Raw genomic sequence first — 14572 nt, 5'->3', positions numbered from 1 at the left:
CCGGCAGCGGGGCCGGCGTCATGCCCGGCCGCGCGCCCGGCGCCGCGGCAGGCACCGGCGCGGGCGTGGGCGGTGGAATGGGCGCGGGCGTCGTCAGGGACAGGGGAATGGCGGTGGAGAACGAGGGGGTGAAGCCCTCGGCGGCCAGCTGCATCATCTCGGCGGGCGAGGCCAGCTCGAGCTCCCCTTCCGCCGAGTACCCCGGCACCCCCGGCGTCATCCACGCCTTCACGTGGCCCTGGACGTTCTCCAGCTTCACCTGCACCGGGCCCCCCGGCGACTGGTAGGAGAAGGCGCTGGCCCCCTCGGCCGGAAAGCCCCCGCGCTGCTCGGGGGGCACCAGCTCCGCCAGCGCGCCCAGGATCTGCTGCGAGGTGAGGTTCTGCTTCAGCACCGGCAACAGGCCGAACGCGGTGCGCATGTTCACCCCGTTGCCCGTCTCGAAGAGCAGCTCCTGCCCTGCGTCCTTGAAAAGCTTTTCGATGATGGGGTCGAGCCTGGGCATGGTCTCAGCGCGAGAGGAACTCCACGTACGCGACGTGGTGTTTGTTGATGAGGGCCATCCGCTCCCCCTGGATGAGCCGGAGGAAGGACGGGGTGCCGTTGAGGTAGTCCGTGAGCCGCGAGCGGTCATCGGGCTGAAGGTAGGTGACGAGCCCCTGGAGCCGCTGGCCACCCACGAGCCGCACCTCCACCTCGTGCTCGGTGAGGATGGTGAGCCGCTCCTCCTCGCGCAGCTCGTGCGCGGCCTCCACCCAGGCCACCGCGATGCTCGCGCTGTTCACGAAGGTGACCGTCTCGCGCGTGGCGTCCGAGACGGGCACGAACTTCGCCTGGCCATTGAGCAGGTCCGAGAGCCGCTCGCCGTGAGGACTGTCCGGCACGCCTTCGGAGAGAAAAACATGGACCTCGCGCGTCTCCCCACCGGGGAGGACGAGCTGGACCGGGACACGCCGTTTCGGGATGCGGAAGTCTTCCAAGGCGAGGGCCGTTTCTAGCACGGCCAGAACGGCCCTTCCCACCCTCCCCTGGAATCCATGCTCCTAACTCCGGGTGAACACCGGGCCCCCGGTGCCCTCGGCGGCCGACACGAGCTGTCCCACCGTGGGCATCGGCCAGCTCAGCCCCCGCTGCGTCCGCCACTGGCCCGCCCACTCGCGGAACACCGCCAGTTGCGTGAGGCTGGGGGCCACCTGCCACCGCGCCGCCTTCAGCCGCTGCAGCGCCTCCAGGGGCGAGTGCCCCAGCGCCACCATCACACACAGCGCCAGCGTCGCGCTCCGCCCGATGCCGTACTCGCAGTGGATGTAGACCTTCTGGCCCCGCGCCAGGCGCCCCGTCACCCAGGCCACCCCGTCGGTGAGCATCCCACGTTGAACGCCGTGCAGATCCAAGGTGGGCAGGTGCAGCAGGCAGATGCCATGCTCGCGCAGGATGTGCTCGTCGTCACACATCTCCCGCCGCAGGTCCACGATGTGGCCAATGCCCAGGGCCTGGGCCAGGTGCCCGGCCGCCTCGATGGGGAAGCTGCCCCCCACCGCGAGTCCGTCCGTCACCCAGTCGAGGTTCAGATTCCACTGTGGCCCGCTCATGTCCCCGTGCGCCTCCCGCCCCCCGTCGTTCCGCGGCCAAGATAGAAACGCCCCCGGGCCTCCGGGAGAGGGGGGGCGTCACAAAGCGTGAGGGGGGGACCGCGGGCGCTTCCGAGGGTCCTACATGTCCACGGCGCGCTGGGCAGCGCAGGGCGTGCCCAGGGCCCGATCGATGTGGGCGCGCAGCTCGCCGGGCACCCAGGGGGTGGCCAGCGTGAAGTGGCTCCGCGGGCCGCTGCTCTGGGAGGAGGTCTCCTGGCGGCCCAGCACGCTGGACAGCAGGATGCGGGGCCCTTCGTAGGCATGGTCCACCAGCCGGGCCAGGAACCACGAGGCGCCCCGCCCATCCACCAACGCCAGATCGAGGATGATGGCGGACACCGAGGGCCGCGCGGCGAGCTTGCGCAGCGCGGAGGTGAAGTGCGTCGCGTGCAGTATCTCGAAGTTCCGGGCCAGTTCGCGCGCCACGTCGTTGCGCACGCTCACCTGCTCGGCGATGACGAGCACGCTCGGCTCGCGGTCCGACCCGGCGCGGTCCGGCGGCGAGGAGCGCAGCCGCACCGGCGCCACGCCCGAGGCGGAGGACATGCCCAGCACTCCCGGAATGAAGGCCCTGCGCCGCAGGCCCTTGATCTCCGTGGCGGCGGAGTCTTGCAAGGCCGGCAAGAAGCCAGGGATGGAGGGGAGCGGTTTAGACACGTAAGCAGAGTAAACCCCTCCCGGCGCGAGACGCAATCGCGGGTTCGGCTCAACTCAAGACGCATACATGCCCTGGTGCGTCAGGCGTCAACGTAGGCATGTCCAGCGTGGACCGGGAGCCCTGTCCTGGAGGCAGGAAGCCCGCCCAGCGGGGGCCGCACCGGGCCCCCCGACTGCCGTTTCACATGCCGTTCACGGGGGCGAAACCTATTGTTTTCTTCATGACGAAGACACGTTTCGCCTTGGGTTTCGTGGGGCTCCTGCCGGCGGGCCTGCTTGCCAGCGGGCAGGCACTCGCGGCCGAGGGGGAGGAGCTGATTCTGCGCACGCCTCAGACCGCCCTCAGCGCGCGCGTCACGCCGGATGCCATCACCGGCCCCACCTTCCAGCTCTTCCACTCGCCCAGCGCCATCCGGGGACGGGCCTATGACCGGGTGGTGAACCTGGCCATCTCCGAGGAGGAAGTCACCGGCATCGTGGGCAGCCTGCCGGTGCGGATGCACCTGGAGCGGCAAGGCCAGGAGGTCACCATCCGCGGCACCTTCGCCGGCCGGTACATCCAGCTCGCCTGGGGGCCCGAGAAGCTGACGGGCACCCTGGGGCGCTGCGGCTACGACTTGCGGTTCGCGAATGGCGCCTACGCGGGAGAGCGTGCCTGCGGCGGCCTCATCGAGAGGCCGGTGTCGCTCGAGATTCCCGAGGCCCTGGCGAGCGAAGGTGACCTCCAGGTGGCCGCCGCCCTGGCGCTCGTGCTCGGCCTCTAGCGGCCCACAGCCCCAGCAGCCCGGCCAGGCCCCCCAGGCCTCCCGCCGGGCCCGCGCCACACCCGCAGCCCGCATCCAGTTCCCGGGGCTCCACCACCTCGAAGGCCGTCACCTGCGAGCGGAGCGCCTCGCCCTCCTGCGTGTCGAGCACCCGGGCCGAGACCTGGTGCATCCCGGGCGCCAGGGCCTGCTCCGCGGACAGCACGTAGCGAAAGCGCCCTTCGGCGTCCGCGGACACCTGGGCCACCTCCACCGTATCCACCTCGACGGACACCCGTGCGTCCGGAGGGCTCTTCCCGGCCAGCAGCGGCGTGGGCTCCACGCGCGCGCCCTCCACGGGCACCACCATCACCACCGCCGGCGCGCCGGCGTTCTCCCCGCCCACCTCGAAGAGGACCGGCGCGGACAGCGCGCTGAACAGGCCCTGCCAGGAGGCGGACACCCGCACCTCGTGGGCGCCCGGGCTCAGGTCCGTGGGGGCTTCATACGCGAAGCGCTCCTGGGCCTCCTCCAGTTGGACTTCCGCGAGGGGCTGGCCATCGAGCACGAGCGAGACGTGCGCGCCCGGCGCCGCCGTTCCCTCGAACAGGGGGCGTGAGGCCACCCCGCGCGCCCCGCTCAGCGGCTGGCTCAGCACGGGCGGCGCCAGCGGCCCCACGGGAAAGGAGACGCTCCGCAGAAGCCCCTGAGAGGGCGCGTCCTGGCCCGCAACGGGGCCTGCCCCGCGCGAATCGTTCTGGATGCGCCAGGTGCCGGCGGCCCCGGCGCGCGCGGACGCGGGACAGGCCAGCGGGGTGCCCTGGAGCAGGATGACGCCGCCCGCGCCCCCGCCCCCCGGCCCCGTCTCCTCCGTGGCATGCGTGGTGTCCCCGCCCTGGCCCCCGGAGGCCTCCACGCCGCCGCAGGCCAGGGCGCCCCCCGACCGGAGCGAAACGGCCCCGCCGGCCCCGCCGCCGCCCGCGCCATCGTCTCCACCCAGCCGCGTGGCCGCCGCGGCGCTCCCGTTCGCCAGGAAGCGGCCCGGGCCCTGCACCTGGCCCGCGCGGATGAGCATCGCCCCGCCGCCCGCGCCGCCCGCGGTGCCAAACGTGTTGTTGCCCTCCCCTTCGCCGCCGCCGCCGCCAAAGACGAGGCGCTCGAAGGGCGAGTACACCACCGCGGCGCCGCCCAGGCCGCCCACCGCCCGCGCCCCATCCACCACGGCGGAGCGCCCGCCCGGGCCGCCCACGCCCCCATGCCCGCCCCCGCCGCCGCCCGCGTTGTGGCAGTTGCCGCCGCCGCCGCCGTTGGCCAGGTTGCCACGCCCGGAGGCCACGCCGAAGCGCTCCGCCACCAGGCCCTCTCCTTTATAGGAGCCCCCGCGCGTGACGGGCACATCGACGTCCGAGCACCCGGTCCAGCGGGCGTGGTTGAACATGCTGCCGCCCCGGAACCCCAGCCCCGCCACGGTGACGGTCCCCGCGTTGGACAGCGTGCCGGTGACGAGGAACACCAGGAGCCCGCCCACCTGCCCATCCCACGGCGCCGCGCGCAGCGAGGCCCGCTCGCCCACCTGCACCTGCGTGTATTCCGGCACGCTCACCACCTGCGTGCCGGGCGCGGGGTAGCCGTGGAGCAGCGGCGCCGTCAGCCGGACCGCCGCCGCGGAGACCGACTCCACACGCGCGAACTCGTACTGGCCCACCGGGCCACCGGAGAGCGCCAGCGGGGCCTGGGCGCCGGAGTCCGGCGCAGGCGTCAGCCCCGAGGAGGCATGGAGCAGCACCAGCTCTCCCGCCGTGAAGCCGGCGGCATCCGCCACGGCCAGCTCCCGCGCCCCCGCCGCCACGGGCGTGCTCAGCGGGCTGTAGCGGTTGATGACGGCGGAGTCCGTGTCCTTCACGGACAGCGAGCCGCTGCGCCCCGAGCCGAAACCGAAGGTGTCTGGCTCCGCGAGCACGCGTTGCGCCACGAGAAGGCCGAGCCAGAACAGAACCATCCGCATGGGGCCATGCTGCCCCAGCCCCCCACCAAGGGTCGAGACACCTGCCCTGCCTTTTCGGGCGCGCGCCAGGAACGCGCCTTCACCGGCACCGGGAGCGGCGGCGGCGCAAGGTCCCGAGTGCCAGCAGTCCTCCCAGCACCCCGCCCCCCGCGCCGGCCGAGGCCCCGCACCCACAGCCCACCCCCAGGGAGGTGACGACCTCGAACCGCGTGGGCACGGGCGCGGGACGGGTGCCCTCCTCCAGGAACTGGGCGGTGGCGGCGTGGGGCCCGGGGGCCAGGGCCTGCCCGGCGCTCAGCGCGTGGTGGAACCGGCCCTCGCCATCCACCTCCACCTGGGCCACCTCCACCCCATCCACCTGGAGGCTCACGCGCGTGCCGGCCAGCGCCGTGCCGGCCAGCAGCGGCATGGGGCCCACCACCTCGTCCTGGCCTGGCACCACCAGCAACGGCTCCTCCCCGCCGTCCGGCCCGGGCAGCCCTCCGTCCGTCTCCGAGGACACCTCGAAGCGGTGCGGGCCCGCCACGGGGCTCCAGACGCCCAGGAACTCCGCGGCGGCGCTCAGCGCGTGCGGCCCCGGGGCCAGGGGCGTGGTGACCTGGAACGAGAAGAGGCCACTCCGGTCCGCGTCCACGGAGGCCAAGGGCACCCCATCCATGAACAGATGCACCCGGACCCCTTGCCCCGCGTCGAACTCAAGGAGGGGGCGCGGATCCACCCCCGTGGCGCCCTGCGCGGGGGAGATCAACGTGGGCGCGGCGGGGGCCTGGAACGGCAGGGTGACGCTCTGCGCGCGCCCCGAGGCATTCCCCGCGTTGCCATTGGAGGGCGTGGCCCCGTGGGAGTCCTTGCTCACCGCCGACTGGCCGGCGGTACCGCCCGAGACCGGGGACTGACAGGCGATGGAACTACCTTGCAGGAAGACGACGCCCCCGCCGCCCCCGCCGCCGGGACCGAGCGCGGCCACCGTGTCGCGCACATCCCCGCCGTTGCCCCCGCGCGCCGACGCGGCGCCGCAGATCAGGTCGCTCGCCGACCGCAGGACGATGGCACCGCCCGCGCCGCCGCCGCCCGCCCCGTCGTCTCCCTGGGTAATCAACGGCTGGGCACCCTCGGCGGTGAAGATCCCTGTCCCGTCGATCTTCTGGGCGCGCAGGAGCATCAGCCCACCGCCCGCCCCGCCCCCCGAGCCCCGGTTCTCATTGCCCTCGCCCGAGCCGCCGCCCCCGCCAAAGAGCAGGCGCTCGGTGGGGGTGTACACCACCGGGGCCCCGCCCAGGCCGCCCACCGCCTGGTCTCCCCGCGCGGCCGAGGCCCGCCCGCCGGTGCCGCCCACCCCCGCGTGCGCGCCGCCCCCGCCGCCGGCGTTGTGGCAGTTGCCGCCCCCGCCCCCGTTGGCCAGGTTCCCGTAGCCCGAGGCCGAGCCGTAGCGCCCCACCACCAGCCCCTCGCCCTTGTAGCTGCCGCCGCTGGCCGCCGGCTCGTCCAGGCCCACGCACCCCTCCCGGTCCTCGTGGCTGATGAACCGTCCCCCGCGAAAGCCCGTCCCCGAGACGGACACCTCGCCGTTGTTGAGCAGCTCCATGGACACCAGCGCCACGAGGATGCCGCCCTTGCTCCCATCCCAGGGCAGGGCCCGCAGCGAGGCCCCCGTCTGGACGGTGAGCTGGGAGTACTCGGGCACGCTCACCACCTGGGTGGCCCCGCCGGGATAACCGTGGAGCAGCGGCGCCGTCAGCGTCAGCGTGCCGGCGGAGACCGAGGCGACGCGCGCGAACTCGTACCGGCCCACCGTGCCGCTGGCCAGGTGCAGGGGCTGCGGGTCGCCCGAGGCCGGCACGGGCGTGAGCCCCGTGGACTGGTGGACGAGCACCAGGCCCTCGGCCTCGAAGCCGGTGGTGGTGGCCACCTCCAGGGACACCGCCCCCGCCGCGGCGCTGGCCTTCAGCGGGGCGTAGCTGTTGATGTTCCGGTTCTGGGTAGACACGGTCAACGCGCCGCTGCGGCGCGTGCCCAGTCCGAAGGAGTCCGGCTCCGCGCCCACGCGTCCCGCGAGCAGCAGGACAAGCAGTCCCAGGGTGATTCGCATGCGCGCATGGTGCCCCAGTCCCCCGAAACGGGTCGAGCACCGCGCGCCGCCGCACGTCCGCCGCCTTACGCCCCCTTGCCCTGCGCGGCGATTGACTGGAGCGCTTCGCGGTTCAAGGGTTCGAAAAAGGACTGGCGGAGCAGCCGCGGCAGGGCGCGCTTGTCCACGCACAGCAACTGGAGCGCATCGGCCCACTCGCCCAGCACCGCCACCGCGCGCACGCCCGCCTCCTGCCGGTACACATCATTGAGGTTGTGCACGAGCCCGGGCAGGTCCTCCACCTCCCAGCGCTCGGTGTGCCCCTCCACGAGCGCATGCAGCTCCAGCCGGGGCCGCTCCCGCACGTCCACCAGCTTGAAGCGCCGCGCCGCGCCGCCCATGGCCAGCGTGAGCGGCCCCACGAGCTCGTCCGGACGGACGTTGAGCGCCGCCGTCAGGCCGCCCTGGAGCAGCCCCGCCTCGCACAGGCGCAAGACAGACACGTGGGGCGGCTCGCCCGGCACGGCCACGCGGGCGGCGGCGTCACGGTCCTGCACCAGCTGCTCACGGGAGAGCGCGTCAACCACGGAGGCCATGCATCCAGACTCCTTCTGTCTTCCTGATACATCCGTTTTGGCAGACCCAAAGACACTTCCGCCCCTTCCCGGATTCAACACATGTCACACAACGAATCCGGCGGCTGGGCTACCCGCGAGGCGCATTTTCTGCTTTCCTCGCATGTGTCACTGAACGGGGGGTGCGCATGGGTACTTTAGACGGGAAAGTCGCCATCATCACGGGTGGAGGTTCGGGGATCGGTTTCGCGATTGCCGAGCGTTTCGCGCGCGAGGGAGCACAGGTGGTGCTCGCAGGGCGCAGGCCGCAGCGGCTGGAAGAGGCCGCAGCGAAGATCGGACGGGGGGCGCGGGGCGTGCCCACGGACGTCGGAGACGAGGCCCAGGTCAAACGGCTCATGGACTCGGTGTCCCAGGTGGATCTGCTGGTCACCTGCGCGGGCGGCGCGGTGTTCGGCCCCGTCGAGGACGTGCCCCTCCAGGCGTGGAGCGACATGTTCAAATCCCGCCTCTTCGGGCAGCTCTCCGCGGTGCGCTACGCCGTGCCGAAGATGGCGCCGGGCAGCTCCATCGTGCTGTGCTCGGGCGTCGCCGGGCGCTCGGCCCTGACGCACTACGCGGGCGGCGCGGCGCTGTGTGGGGGCATCAACGCCATGGGGGCCTCGCTCGCCATCGAGCTGGCGCCCAAGGGCATCCGGGTCAACGTCCTGTCGCCCGGGCTGACGCGGGACACGGCCATCGACTGGGGCGTGCCCCCCGAGGAGCTGGGCGCCTTCATGGACGGCCTGGTGAGCCGCATTCCGCTGCGCCGCTCGGGCACCGTGCACGACATGGCCGACGCGGCCTTCTTCCTGTCGACCAATGCCTATGCCACCGGCCAGGTGCTCGACATCGATGGCGGGTGGACGGCGGTATAGCCGGGCCCCCGGCCCCGCCCGCGGTCAGTTGAGCCTGAACTGCTGGCTGGGCCCGTCATGGCAGGGAGACTGCACCAGCGGACTGCCGGGCGCGGCGGGCCCTCCGCCCATGTCCAGGCACTGGCCGGTGTGCTGAGCCGTGATGCGGTAGAACCCGCCATCCCGCGCGAAGAGGTGGAAGCGCTGGGTGCCGCCCGGGTGGCAGGGCTGCTGGAGGAGCGCGTCCGGCGCCTCCGGGTGGCCGCTGGCGGCATCCAGACACTGGCCGCTGTGCTGCGCCACGATGCGGTACGCGCCGGACGACACGGGCTCGAACCGGAAGCGCTGGCTGGGGCCGGTGTGGCAGACGGTCTGCATGAAGCCCGCCCCCGCCTCCGCGCTGCCGCCCACCACCTCCAGGCACTGGGCGCTGTACCGCGCGATGATCTCGAACGGCGTGGCGATGTGGGGGTTGGAGAACAGCAAGCGGTTGGGGGTGCCCCGTCCCGGCTGGAGGACCTTGTCCACCGAGGCGTACCCGGTGAGCGCTTGGGCCACGAGGTACGGCTCCGCGGTGGGGTTGAACTCCAGGAACAGCGCCGCGGCGCCCGCCACGTGCGCGGCGGCCATGGAGGTGCCGCCCAGGGTGTGCGTGGCCGTGTCGCCGCCGTGCCCGGCCGAGGCGATGCCCGCGCCCGGGGCGAACAAGTCCAAGCACGGACCATGGTTGGAGAAGGGGGCGCGGTGGTCCTCGCGGTCCGTGGCGCCCACGGTGAGGGCCTCGGCGAGGCGGGCGGGGGACACGGCACAGGCGTTGGTGTTCTGGTTGCCCGCGGACACGGCGTAGACGATGCCCGCGGCGATGGAGTTGCGGACCGCGTCATCCACCGCCTGGTTGGCCCCGCCGCTCAGGCTCAGGGTGGCCACGGCGGGCTTGAGGTGGTGGGCCGTCACCCAGTCCACCGCGCCCAGCACCGTGGACCAGGGCGCGCCGCCCTCGCAGCCGAACACGCGCACCGAGTGCAGGGAGACGTCCTTGGCCACGCCCCACGTGGTGCCGCCCAGGATGCCGGCCACATGGGTGCCATGGCCCTGGCAGTCCCCGGCGCCAGGGCCCTCCGGCACGCCGGTGTAGTCCAGCGAGACGCGGCCCCCGAACTCGGCGTGCGTGGCGCGGATGCCCGTGTCGATGACGTAGGCATGCACCCCCTTGCCGGTGAAGGTGTGGGTGTAGGCGCCGTTGAGCGGCAGGTCCTGCTGGCCAATCCGGTCCAGCCCCCAGGGGAGCACCGTCTGCACGGCATCGGGGGCGGCCAGGCCGTCCTCCACCACGTACTTCACGGAGGGCTCCGCGGCGAGCTGCTGGGCCTGGGCCTCCGAGGCCCTCACCAGGAAGCCCCGCAGCGCGTGCGTGTACGTGCGCTCCACCTGCACGCCATGGCGGGCGGCGAGCCCCCGCGCCCCCGCCTCCACGTCCACGGGCCCGGCGCGGGCGAGGGGCTCCTTGAGCACGACGATGTACTGCCCGGGCACCCACGCGCCCCCGGTGCGCAGCAGGCCCCGCGACGTCACCAGACGGACCGGGAAATCCCCGGGCACCGGCCCGGACTCCGGCGAGACGCAGGCCCCCAGCGCCAGGAAGGCGAGGACGGACAGGCGCTGGCGAAGTCCCACGACGGCTCCTCCCGATGACACCGGGCGTCAAAGAACCAGGATAGCAGTCCTTTCTGGAATTTCGAAGCCAAACGCGGCCCGGGCGCCCGGGCCATGTGTGCGCCCCAGGACCCTGGGGAGGGCCGGAGGCACGGCGGCATTGGCGAGGGGAAACGGGAGGGCGAGACTGCCCCGGTGACACGAAACTACCCTGGCTGGATCATCGGGGCGCGCGTGCTGGGCACCGCGGCGCTCGTCGGCGCGCTGGCGCTCTCCCTGCAGCCCCGCCCGGACATGCTCTGGTTGGGCGGGGTGCTCATCGCCGTGTTCCTGGTGCTGCGGCTGGGGGCGGCGTGGTTCCTGGCCCTGCGCTTTCCGGACCCCGCGGGCCTCAACCGCCGCTCGGCCATCCTCACCAGCGTGCTGGCGCTGGCGGCCGTGGCCTTCTGGTTCTACGTGCGCTCGCGCGGGGCGGGCGCCTAGCGCACCCGCCCAGGTAGCCCCGGCACACGGTGCGGCGTCATTCGAAGGATTCCGACCATTGCTCCACGGCGTTCAGGAGCGCGTTTGCCTGAAGAGGCTTGCCCAGGAAGCCAGCGGCTCCGTGCCGCGTTAGCTTCACGGCGGTCGCAGCATCGGCTGAAATAATGAATCGCGGAATCGAAGCCAGCTCCGCGTCATCGCTGCAAGCGTTGCAGAAGCTCTCCCCGTCCATGACCGGCATGGAGAGGTCTACCAGGATGAGGTTCGGGAGCGGTCCACGGCGGAGGAGTTCGAGGGCCTCCGCGCCATTCGCGGCCGCAGTGACTTTGTAGCCGCTGCTCTGCAGGAGCTCCGCGATGCCGGATCGGACATCGACGTCGTCATCGACCACCATGACCGTCGTTGACTCAGTCCTCCCTCTCTCATCGGCTGAGCGCTCGCCCCGGGAGCCGCTTGCAGCGGAGGAGTGCTCAGGGGCGCGATGCCCCCGCAGCATACGTGGGAGGGTGACCCTCAACGTCGTCCCCTCTGGCGCTGTCGACTGAACGGAGACCTCCCCACCGTGGCTCCGGACAATCTGATCCACGATGTAGAGCCCCAGCCCGAGCCCGCCTCCCGCTGCACGATGCTGGGTGTGGCGTCCCTGTTTGAATGGATTGAACAGCACCTGCCTCAAGTCGCTGGGTATCACAGGGCCGCGATTGTGGACCTCAAGGACAACGTCTTCATCGAGCGCGTGGAGGACGACCTGGACAGCCGCCCCCTCCTCACCGTGCTGCAGGGCATTGCTGATCAAGTTTATCACCACCTGCGTCAGGCGGTCAGGATCCCACTCGCCCGGGACTGCATCCTCGCCAGGCCCCACGAACTGAAGCTCGCGCCCCGGATGCGCCAGCCGGAGATCCTCGAGAACCTCCTGGAGGAGCGCGAGCAGGTCGATGCGCTTTCGAGATACCCGAAGCCCGCCAGTGACTCGAATGTGCGTGACGTCGAGCAGGTCATTGATGATCCGGTTGGCCCTCTCCGCACTCCGGAGCGCACGCTCCAGGGCCTTCGCCCTCTGCGGATCCTCCGTCTTTCTCAGGAGAGAGGACGCCACTGTCGTGATGACCGAGAGCGGATTGCGCAGGTCATGGCTGACGATTCCAACCAGCAGCCGCTGGAAATCATGCGCGGCGATGAGCTCCTCGGTCCTTCGTGCGTCTTCCTCTCGCAGCTTGATCATCGCCAGGTAGGCACCCAACTGCGCGGCGGCGACGGAGAACAGCCGGAGATGCTGCACTTCGTACGAGGTGTCCGCGGATGGCTCCATGCGAACAAGGCCGATCACCTCGTCCAGTCCCATCAGAGGCAGCGTCAGATGAGGAGGGCCGGCGGATGAGCGTCCAATCTCTTCGGCGTGCGCCACCAGGCGGAACACCCGGGTGAGGGCCGCGAGCAGCGGCCCCCGCTCCGCCGCTGACAGCTCGGGAACGACGAACAACACCCGCGAAGCGCCCGGGAAGGCCTTGAGCAGCGAGCATCGCTGGTACGGGAGGAGGTCCCGCATCAGCTCCAGCGCGCGCAGAACCCGCTCATCGGCGTCATCCGCCGACTCCAGCGTGTGCGAGATCTCGGACAGGATCCGTGCGCTGCGATGGAGTTCGGCCTCATAGCCGGCGCTCATTGGACCTCCGCCGGGTCACCGATGGGCAGGCCGGTGAGAATCCCCCTCAGGTCCTTGAAACGCCCCTTGATGACCTTCAGGCCGCTGGAGCCGATGGTCAACGACCGAAGCTCGGAGTCGTGCTTGATGCCGCGCGCCTTGATCACCGAGATTGCCCGCTCGAGCTTGGCTCCGATCTCGACGTAGCGAAGCTGAATGAGGTTATCGGCGATGAAGGACGCTCCTTGCCCCGAGAGCTGGGCGGTACCCAGCAGCTGTTCGGACTCGACTGTCATGAGGAGCGTCACCCCCACGCCCCGCATGTGCTTCGCGATGGCGTAGACCATTTCCTTGTAGCGCCGGCTGGAGGGCACTCCCAGCGCCATGGTGGTCAAGCTGTCGAACACCGCCCGGGCCGCGCCCAGCTCGCCTACCTGCCTTCGGGCCTCGTACAGGAATCGATCCGTCGACAGCTCGACCGGCGACGCGTACCTGATGACGAGCCTGCCTTGTTCCTCGAGCGCGGCGAGGTCCCATCCCATGCTGCTCGCAATCCAGCGGAGTTGATCCGGCGTCTCCTCGAGCGTGAAGAGGACCCCCTTCTCCCCCCTGTGCGCTCCCTCCAGGAGGAAGCTCAGGCTGAGGAGCGTCTTCCCAGCGCCGGTGGCTCCCTGGACGACCGTGGTACTCCCTCGCGGGAGCCCACCTCCGAGCAGTTCATCGAGCCCTTCGATGCCGGTGGGTGCGCGAGTTCCTGGCGCCATGCCTGAATGAAGCTCCGGGGCCGTGGGAGTACTCACCCGGGGATAGAAGGAAACGCCCGCCTTGCTGATGTCAAAGAAGTGCCGGCCGGAAGCGTACCCCGCCCCGCGGAGCTTGAGCACCTCCATCTCCCGCACGGAGGTCAGCTCCTGGCGCTCGCTCCCGAGGCGGATGATGCCATCCGCCACGGCGAACTCGGCGAAGGAGGGGAACTCCTCACGCGTGTACTCACCGACCAGCAAGGTCGTCGCGCCCCAGCCCGTCGTCTGAACAGCGAGATCATAAATGAAAGGGCGCGCCGCAGCGCCCTGAACGCGAAGCAGCTCGCCCACGGCCCGGAAGCTGTCGATGACCACGAAGTCAGGCTCGTGCTTCTCGACCCGAGCCACAATCTCCGCCAGGGTCCGGTCCGCTCCCTCGCGGACACAGGCGCCGAGGTCAACGAAGATGACTTGCTTGTCGAGCAGATCGACATCAAAGAAGTCGAACAACTGTATGTAGCGAATGACCTTGAGGGCAGGCTCCGAGAGCGTGGTGAAATAGAGACACTTCTTCCCATGGCGCGCCGCGTGGAAGAGCATCTGGAGTGTCACGACCGTCTTCCCGGACCCCGGCTCACCAGCGATCATCACCACGGAGCGCGCGGGGATACCTCCACCGAGAATCTTGTCCAGTTCCTGGTCGCCGGTGCTCTCGAACTTGAGAGCCGGTCTTTGCGAAGTCATGGCTCATTCTCCGAGGGGAATACTCGGCACCGCTCGAGGGCAGGAATCCCACGAAGCCGGTGCACAACCACCAAGCCCGTCAGCTCCAGCAGCAGCGGATGCAGCTCTCGGCCAACCTCCCGCAGGCCATCGAGCGCTCCGGAGGGGTTGTCCTTCCATCCGGCCGGAAGGACATAGCGATACTCGAAACGCTCCCTGCTGATGGAGATGCCGTTGAGGCCAGGAGCACGCTCCGCAGCGCGCTTCAGGCTGCGGCGGATCAGCGTCGCCGCCGCCGCGCTCCCCAAGAGGTCGACGAGTGCAGCCCAGATGAGTTCGAAGAGCTCCGTAGGGTCGCAGCCGTGGGCCTCGCTGGCCTCATTGGGCTGTGGCTGCTCGTTCCGCGAACTCACGCATGACACCTTTTAAGCCCACACAAGCAGCCCCAAACCGCCTTGGACCCCTTAAATGCCCCTCGCCTGCGCTGAGGGCTGGGCGAGACGTTCGACATCGACACGGCGAAAGAGGCGGCGTCCGCTCATGGTGCGCAGCGTGGGAAGGACGCCCTTATCGCTCACCACCCGGACAGTGTCCGATGAGAGGCTGAGGACATGGGCCGCCTCGCTGGGCGTGAGGAGCTCTTCGGCATTTCGGCCATTGCATCACACCTTCGGAGATCCTCGAACCAGGTACCTGGAAGATGGACACATCAGGAACTCTGGACAAGTCGGAGACGCGACAGGAGGG

At 70.9% G+C, this 14572-nt stretch carries 13 protein-coding genes and 2 pseudogenes; 3 read left to right on the top strand and 12 right to left on the bottom strand.

Translation table 11 applies throughout. The features are described 5' to 3' along the window. From KY661_RS34135 to KY661_RS34120, 4 genes and pseudogenes are all read right to left on the bottom strand, one after another. Positions 1 to 505 (bottom strand): annotated as a pseudogene (locus tag KY661_RS34135) (type IV pilus twitching motility protein PilT); the annotation flags it as partial. Positions 506 to 509: 4 nt separating this feature from the next. Next, the gene (locus KY661_RS34130) at positions 510 to 1001 is read right to left on the bottom strand and encodes a hypothetical protein (protein WP_225414167.1); all 492 of its coding nucleotides are present in this window, start codon (positions 999 to 1001) and stop codon (positions 510 to 512) included. Between the two features lie 42 nt (positions 1002 to 1043). Beyond that, the gene (locus tag KY661_RS34125; protein ID WP_225414166.1) at positions 1044 to 1592 is read right to left on the bottom strand and encodes a protein-tyrosine phosphatase family protein; all 549 of its coding nucleotides are present in this window, start codon (positions 1590 to 1592) and stop codon (positions 1044 to 1046) included. A gap of 120 nt (positions 1593 to 1712) precedes the next feature. Further along, on the bottom strand, positions 1713 to 2249 hold the full coding sequence (locus tag KY661_RS34120) for a DNA-binding transcriptional response regulator (protein ID WP_225414165.1): 537 nt from the start codon (positions 2247 to 2249) through the stop codon (positions 1713 to 1715). 263 nt (positions 2250 to 2512) lie between these two features. On the opposite strand from KY661_RS34120, the gene KY661_RS34115 reads away from it, so the two are divergent. Next, the gene (locus KY661_RS34115; RefSeq protein WP_225414164.1) at positions 2513 to 3055 is read left to right on the top strand and encodes a hypothetical protein; all 543 of its coding nucleotides are present in this window, start codon (positions 2513 to 2515) and stop codon (positions 3053 to 3055) included. On the opposite strand, the gene agmC (KY661_RS34110) is transcribed toward KY661_RS34115, so the two are convergent. The 3 genes from agmC (KY661_RS34110) to KY661_RS34100 form a co-directional block, all read right to left on the bottom strand. Continuing rightward, positions 2958 to 5039: an adventurous gliding motility protein AgmC gene (agmC, locus tag KY661_RS34110; RefSeq protein ID WP_225414163.1), complete on the bottom strand. Its 2082-nt coding sequence runs from the start codon at positions 5037 to 5039 to the stop codon at positions 2958 to 2960. The genes KY661_RS34115 and agmC (KY661_RS34110) overlap by 98 nt on opposite strands. 79 nt (positions 5040 to 5118) lie before the next feature. Then, positions 5119 to 7128 carry an adventurous gliding motility protein AgmC gene (gene agmC, locus KY661_RS34105; protein WP_225414162.1) on the bottom strand — a complete coding sequence of 670 codons (2010 nt, stop codon included), beginning with the start codon at positions 7126 to 7128 and terminating at the stop codon, positions 5119 to 5121. A gap of 65 nt (positions 7129 to 7193) precedes the next feature. Beyond that, a complete protein-coding gene (locus tag KY661_RS34100) occupies positions 7194 to 7703 on the bottom strand; it encodes a hypothetical protein (RefSeq protein ID WP_225414161.1) in 510 nt (169 codons plus the stop codon). Positions 7704 to 7870: 167 nt separating this feature from the next. Here KY661_RS34100 and KY661_RS34095 point away from each other — a divergent pair, with 167 nt between their 5' ends. Continuing rightward, a complete protein-coding gene (locus KY661_RS34095) occupies positions 7871 to 8599 on the top strand; it encodes an SDR family NAD(P)-dependent oxidoreductase (RefSeq protein ID WP_225414160.1) in 729 nt (242 codons plus the stop codon). Positions 8600 to 8623: 24 nt separating this feature from the next. Here KY661_RS34095 and KY661_RS34090 read toward each other — a convergent pair whose 3' ends face one another. Continuing rightward, positions 8624 to 10252, bottom strand: a complete 1629-nt coding sequence (locus KY661_RS34090) for a S8 family serine peptidase (protein WP_225414159.1) — start codon at positions 10250 to 10252, stop codon at positions 8624 to 8626. A gap of 174 nt (positions 10253 to 10426) precedes the next feature. On the opposite strand from KY661_RS34090, the gene KY661_RS34085 reads away from it, so the two are divergent. Beyond that, positions 10427 to 10714: a hypothetical protein gene (locus tag KY661_RS34085; RefSeq protein WP_225414158.1), complete on the top strand. Its 288-nt coding sequence runs from the start codon at positions 10427 to 10429 to the stop codon at positions 10712 to 10714. 37 nt (positions 10715 to 10751) lie between these two features. Here the strand turns inward: KY661_RS34085 and KY661_RS34080 are convergent, their stop codons facing one another. The 4 genes and pseudogenes from KY661_RS34080 to KY661_RS37855 form a co-directional block, all read right to left on the bottom strand. Continuing rightward, positions 10752 to 12380: a hybrid sensor histidine kinase/response regulator gene (locus KY661_RS34080; RefSeq protein ID WP_225414157.1), complete on the bottom strand. Its 1629-nt coding sequence runs from the start codon at positions 12378 to 12380 to the stop codon at positions 10752 to 10754. Continuing rightward, entirely contained in the window at positions 12377 to 13846 is a 1470-nt protein-coding gene (locus KY661_RS34075) for an ATPase domain-containing protein (RefSeq protein ID WP_225414156.1), read from the bottom strand. The genes KY661_RS34080 and KY661_RS34075 overlap by 4 nt, the downstream gene beginning before the upstream one ends. Then, positions 13843 to 14238, bottom strand: coding sequence for a hypothetical protein (locus KY661_RS34070; RefSeq protein WP_225414155.1), 396 nt, complete (start codon positions 14236 to 14238; stop codon positions 13843 to 13845). Before KY661_RS34070 ends, KY661_RS34075 begins: the two co-directional genes overlap by 4 nt. 51 nt (positions 14239 to 14289) lie before the next feature. Next, positions 14290 to 14451: pseudogene (locus KY661_RS37855) on the bottom strand (MerR family transcriptional regulator); the annotation flags it as partial. Between the last annotated feature and the right edge of the window lie 121 nt (positions 14452 to 14572).

The organism is Allostigmatella hybrida (genome assembly GCF_020103775.1).
GTDB lineage: Bacteria > Myxococcota > Myxococcia > Myxococcales > Myxococcaceae > Hyalangium > Hyalangium aurantiaca.
Note: the sequence above shows the minus strand (reverse complement) of the source record. Positions and strands in the feature narration are given on the sequence as shown.

Bases quoted from the DNA above. Each gene is read 5' to 3' on its own strand.
- agmC (WP_225414162.1), bottom strand. From the start codon at position 7,128: ATGCGAATCACCCTGGGACTGCTTGTCCTGCTGCTCGCGGGACGCGTG.
- KY661_RS34095 (WP_225414160.1), top strand. From the start codon at position 7,871: ATGGGTACTTTAGACGGGAAAGTCGCCATCATCACGGGTGGAGGTTCG.
- KY661_RS34125 (WP_225414166.1), bottom strand. From the start codon at position 1,592: ATGAGCGGGCCACAGTGGAATCTGAACCTCGACTGGGTGACGGACGGA.
- KY661_RS34115 (WP_225414164.1), top strand. From the start codon at position 2,513: ATGACGAAGACACGTTTCGCCTTGGGTTTCGTGGGGCTCCTGCCGGCG.
- KY661_RS34075 (WP_225414156.1), bottom strand. From the start codon at position 13,846: ATGACTTCGCAAAGACCGGCTCTCAAGTTCGAGAGCACCGGCGACCAG.
- agmC (WP_225414163.1), bottom strand. From the start codon at position 5,039: ATGCGGATGGTTCTGTTCTGGCTCGGCCTTCTCGTGGCGCAACGCGTG.
- KY661_RS34080 (WP_225414157.1), bottom strand. From the start codon at position 12,380: ATGAGCGCCGGCTATGAGGCCGAACTCCATCGCAGCGCACGGATCCTG.
- KY661_RS34100 (WP_225414161.1), bottom strand. From the start codon at position 7,703: ATGGCCTCCGTGGTTGACGCGCTCTCCCGTGAGCAGCTGGTGCAGGAC.